Source organism: Streptomyces sp. UH6 (assembly GCF_013421635.1).
Lineage (GTDB): Bacteria > Actinomycetota > Actinomycetes > Streptomycetales > Streptomycetaceae > Streptomyces > Streptomyces abyssomicinicus.
Genome location: NZ_JACADT010000419.1, coordinates 1 through 4,759, shown reverse-complemented (window position 1 = coordinate 4,759; position 4,759 = coordinate 1). Strand labels below are relative to the sequence as shown.

At 70.1% G+C, this 4,759-nt stretch carries 5 protein-coding genes; 1 reads left to right on the top strand and 4 read right to left on the bottom strand.

Annotated elements, in window-relative coordinates:
- Window position 1: 1 nt before the first annotated feature.
- Both HW445_RS18940 and HW445_RS18935 read right to left on the bottom strand, forming a co-directional pair.
- Window positions 2–1,171 carry a VTT domain-containing protein gene (locus tag HW445_RS18940; protein ID WP_180222185.1) on the bottom strand — a complete coding sequence of 390 codons (1,170 nt, stop codon included), beginning with the start codon at window positions 1,169–1,171 and terminating at the stop codon, window positions 2–4.
- A gap of 166 nt (window positions 1,172–1,337) precedes the next feature.
- Window positions 1,338–2,195 carry a helix-turn-helix transcriptional regulator gene (locus HW445_RS18935; protein WP_180222184.1) on the bottom strand — a complete coding sequence of 286 codons (858 nt, stop codon included), beginning with the start codon at window positions 2,193–2,195 and terminating at the stop codon, window positions 1,338–1,340.
- Between the two features lie 364 nt (window positions 2,196–2,559).
- Between HW445_RS18935 and HW445_RS18930 the strand changes: the two genes are divergently transcribed.
- Window positions 2,560–3,045 carry an ATP-binding protein gene (locus tag HW445_RS18930; RefSeq protein WP_257231160.1) on the top strand — a complete coding sequence of 162 codons (486 nt, stop codon included), beginning with the start codon at window positions 2,560–2,562 and terminating at the stop codon, window positions 3,043–3,045.
- A gap of 68 nt (window positions 3,046–3,113) precedes the next feature.
- On the opposite strand, the gene HW445_RS18925 is transcribed toward HW445_RS18930, so the two are convergent.
- Window positions 3,114–3,428 carry a DUF397 domain-containing protein gene (locus HW445_RS18925; RefSeq protein WP_374939671.1) on the bottom strand — a complete coding sequence of 105 codons (315 nt, stop codon included), beginning with the start codon at window positions 3,426–3,428 and terminating at the stop codon, window positions 3,114–3,116.
- A 295-nt stretch (window positions 3,429–3,723) separates the two neighbouring features.
- On the bottom strand, window positions 3,724–4,759 hold a 1,036-nt coding region (locus HW445_RS18920), incomplete at its 5' end, for a DUF2786 domain-containing protein (protein WP_180222182.1).

The following is a 4,759-nucleotide window of genomic DNA, read 5'->3' as shown; positions in this document are numbered from 1 at the left end:
CTCAGCCCTGCGGGCGCTGGGGGTACCCGTAGTCCTGCGGGGGGTAGGGCTGCTGCTGCGGCTGCTGTCCGTACGCCTGGCGCTGCTCGGGCTGCTGACCGTAGCCCCGGGGCTGCTGCCCGTACTCCTGGGCCTGCTGCTGCGGCGCTCCTCCGTACGGCTGCTGCTCCGACTGCCCGTACCGGGCCCCTCCGTACGGCTGCTGCTGGGGCTGCTGGGGCTGCTGCTGAGGCGCGCCACCGTACCCCTGCTGCGGCTGCTGCTGCGGCTGCTGTCCGTACTGCTGCCGGCCGTCGTACGGGTCGTACGTCTGCTGCGGGTACTGCTGGTGCTGCTGGTGCGGCTCGTGCTGCTGGCCCTGGTACTGCTGGTGCTGCTGGGGCGGCTGCTGGCCGTACTGTCCGCCGCCGTGGCCGTACGGCTGCTGCGGTCCGTCCTGCTCGGGACGCAGCCGCAGCGGCCGCGTGGCGTCGTCCATCATCGGGTAGCCACCGTGCTGCGGCGTGCCGTCACCGGCCGGGGCCTCGTCCTCGCCGTCCTGTCCGCCCTTGCCCTTGCTCGCGCGTGCCTTGAGCAGCTCGAAGACGATCGGCAGCACGGAGATCAGGACGATCAGGATCAGGATCGTCTCGATGTTCTCCTCGACGAACGCGATCCGCCCCAGCCAGGAACCCAGCAGCGTCACGCCGGCGCCCCACAGGATGCCGCCGAGCACGTTGAAGATGAGGAAGGACCGGTACCGCATGCCGCTGACGCCGGCGATGATCGGGGTGAAGGTGCGCACGATGGGCACGAAGCGCGCCAGGACCAGCGACTTCGGCCCGTGCTTCTCGAAGAACTCGTGAGCCTTGGTGACGTTCTCCTGCTTGAAGAAGCGGGAGTCCGGCCGGCTGAAGAGCGACGGCCCGACCTTCTTGCCGAACATGTACCCCACCTGGTCGCCCACGATCGCGGCGACGCAGATCAGGGCGATGGCCCCCCACAGCGGGAACTTCAGGGTGTCGGAGGTGATCAGCATGCCGGTGGTGAACAGCAGCGAGTCACCGGGCAGGAAGAATCCGAAGAAGAGCCCGGACTCTGCGAAGACGATGAGCAGCAGACCCACGATGCCGAACGTGTTCAGCAGATAGTCGGGGTCCAGCCAGCTCGGACCCAGGGCAAGCGTCGTCACGGTTCCGGGCTCCTGAGGGGTGAGGGGGGAAAGACGGCACGGTTTTCGGACTACCGCACAAAGCTACCAACGCCGTACCGTCACCCCGGGTTCCACCGGGGCGCACCCGACCGCGCTCCACCACCCGGCCCTGTCCGGCTCACCCACCGCCCGTCGCGGATGTCCCTCAGGACAGCTGAAGCAGCCCGCGCAGGATGTCCCTGCTCTCCTCCGGTCCCGGGCTGTCCCGCATCAGCTCGTCGATGGCCCGCTCGTACTGGACGACGTCCTCCCGCTTGTCCAGGTAGAGAGCGCTGGTCAGCTGCTCCAGGTAGACGACGTCCGACAGGTCGGACTCGGGGAAGCTCAGGATGGTGAACGACCCGCTCTCCCCGGCGTGCCCGCCGAAGCCGAAGGGCATCACCTGGAGCCGGACGTTGGGCCACTCGGAGACCTCGATGAGGTGCTGGAGCTGGCCGCGCATCACCTGCCGGCCTCCGTAGGGACGCCGCAGGGCCGCCTCGTCGAGGACTATCCGGAACTGCGGGGCGTGCTCGGAGACCAGGTACTTCTGGCGCTCCAGTCGCAGCGCCACCCGGCGGTCCACCTCGGCCGGGGAGTCGGACAGACCACGCGAGACGACCGCGTGGGCGTAGTCCTCGGTCTGGAGGAGGCCGTGCACGAACTGGACCTCGTAGCCACGGATCAGGGAGGCGGCGCCCTCCAGCCCCACGTAGGTGGGGAACCAGTGCGGCAGCACGTCCGTGTAGCTGTGCCACCATCCGGCCGTATTGGCCTCCTTGACGAGCGAGAGCAACGCGCCGCGCTCCGCCTCGTCCTCGATGCCGTAGAGCGTCAACAGGTCTTCCACATCACGCGCCTTGAAGCTCACCCGCCCCAACTCCATGCGGCTGATCTTCGATTCGGATGCCCGAATCGAGTACCCGGCCGCCTCCCGCGTGATGCCGCGGGCCTCCCGAAGCCGCCTCAGATGCGAGCCGAGCAGCATCCTCCGCACCACCGATCCCGACTCTCCCGCACTCATGTCAGCCACCCTCCCCGGCCGGTCCGCTGTTGCGAAAGTCTGCCACCAAATCACTCCGAGCTGTACTCGTCCGATTACGGAAAGGCAAACATCATGGCAGGGCCGACGCTCCCCCAGTCCGGATACTGCCCCGCCGGCGGCCGGATTTGAACCCTGCGACCACCGCCGGACGGCCGGAAATCAACGTGTGGATGGCGGAAAAAATGACCAAGAAACGGTACGGTGCAGCGTATTTCAGACGCGTGCACGTGCATCTGCCCTTGCATCTGCTGGTCGCATCCGAAACCATGGGCGTCGCACCACCGCCATATCGCCGCGACCGCGAATCCCGGGAGTGCCTCGCATGGGGACGAATGGATCGACCATGCTCGAGCCGCTACGGCAGGGCCTTCCCCCACTCGACCCCGCGGCCGTCTCCAACGCCGCCACCTGCGCACTGCCCGCCCGTTACGAAGCGGTCCGCGAGGCCCGCCGGTTCACCCGCGGCACACTCGGCCAGTGGGACATAGGGGACCGTTTCGACGACGTCTGCCTGGTGGTCTCCGAACTCGTCACCAACGCCCTCCGCCACGCCCTGCCGGCCGACACCGCCCGCGACCCCGACCACGACGCCCCGGTACGGCTGCATCTGATGCGCTGGCCCGAACGCCTGGTGTGCGCGGTCCGCGACCCCAGCCACCGGTCCCCCGCCCCCCGCGACGCCGACGCGTCCGACGACTGCGACGCGGAGTCCGGGCGCGGACTGTTCCTGGTCGATTCCTTCAGCGACGGCTGGGGCTGGCACCCCGTCACCGGCGCCCTCGACGGCAAGGTCGTGTGGGCGCTCTTCCGGCTGTGCCCGTCGGCCTGAGACCGTGACCGCGGCTGCGGCTGCAGTTGTGGCTGTGACTGCGGCCGTACGCAGTCGGGGGGTCGGGTTCAGCCCGCTATCAGGTGATCGAACTCGCCGTCCTTGACGCCGAGCAGCATCGCCTCGATCTCCGCACGCGTGTAGACCAGCGCCGGTCCGTCCGGGAAGCGCGAATTGCGGACGGCCACCTCCCCGCCGGGCAGACGCGCGAACTCCACGCAGGAGCCCTGCGAGTTGCTGTGCCTGCTCTTCTGCCACGCGACGCCCTCGAGGCGGGTGGCCGCCATGCCGTTGTGCACCCGCAGGGGCACCGGCACGGCCGGGCGCACCGGACGTTCCGAGGCCTCGTCAAGGTCGTACCCGTCGTACACGTCGTGATCCACAGGTAGCTCCCCGGTGATGCACCGGCCGTGGGGCCGCGGTGCGTGGTCAACTGCTTTGGATCATAGTCATGTTCATGTGCATACGCAGGTGCCGATGCATCGGCAAATGCACCGTGCAGATGCACGTGCACGCCGGGTGTTCCCCTGGTTACAGCGCGGCGGGCGACGGAGCCCAGCCTCCGTCCCGGCTCTCCCCCTTTTCTCCCCGTGTGCCCGGCACCCTCCTTCTCATGCTCAGGACTTGCTTGCGAGGCACGGCGGTTCCGCAGGCACGCTACGGGACTTGAGCGTGGGTCTAGCGGCCGGGGAGCCCCGGAGCACGGCCCATGCGCGCGCGGTCGGCCGCTTCCCGGCCCCGGTTCCACCCCTCCTCGTCCGTGACACCGCGCAGCCGCGTGGTGGTCGTCCGGGGGAAGAGACGGTCGGTCTCGGCCCGCACGGCGGCCTCGCGGGAGGCGAGCACGGGCAGCACTTCCCCGCCGCCCCCGGCCTTCGCCTCCGCAATCTGGTGCTCGGCGGCCTCGGCCAGCCGGGCGCCCATCCGGTGCGCGTAGGCGGCCAGGAAGGACTGCCGGAAGGTCTTGGTCCGACGCCGGCCGCCGCCCTTCGCACCACCCTTGCGCATCTCGGCCTCGGCCCGGGTCATCGCCGACGTCGCCTGCACCAGCAGTGAGGTGTACAGCATCTCGACGGCCTCCAGCTCGGCTTCGTAGCCGACCACCGTGCTGAAGCAGAACGGCTCGTTCCAGACCGCCTGGCAGTTGTTGGCCCTCGCCACGGCGTCCAGCAGCACGGCCTTGGCCTGCTCGTACGGCGGCTCCACCCCGATCCGGACGGCCCCCGGACCACCGCTCGCCGGGCCTCCGCCACCACCCGGACCACCTGAGGCGAGCAGCGCCTCGTCGATGCTGTGGCGCGCCATCAGCTCCTGCGCCTTGGCGGTCAGCGCCTCCGCCTCCTCGGGGTAACCGGTCGCCTCCGCCTTGGCGAGCAGCGCGCGGATCCGGCCGAGCATCCTCGACGCCGGCTCGGCCCGCCCCGTGCCGTCAGGGGTCGGCCGCGGCCGGGGGTCGTCCAGCGGCTCCAGCGCGGGCAGCCTCAGCAGCAGCCGGTAGAGCTCCAGTACAACCGTCGCCCGGGTGAAACGGTCTCCCCGGTAGGGGGGCGCGGGCGTCAGCTCGGCGAGCTGGGCCGCCCAGCGGCGCCCTCCGGCCCCGGATCCGCCGCCGGACCCGGACCCGGACTCGGACTCGGGCTCGGACTCGGCGAGGATCAGGTCGGAGGCCAGCTGGACATGGGCCTCCGCCAGATCGCGCCGGACCATCCGCACG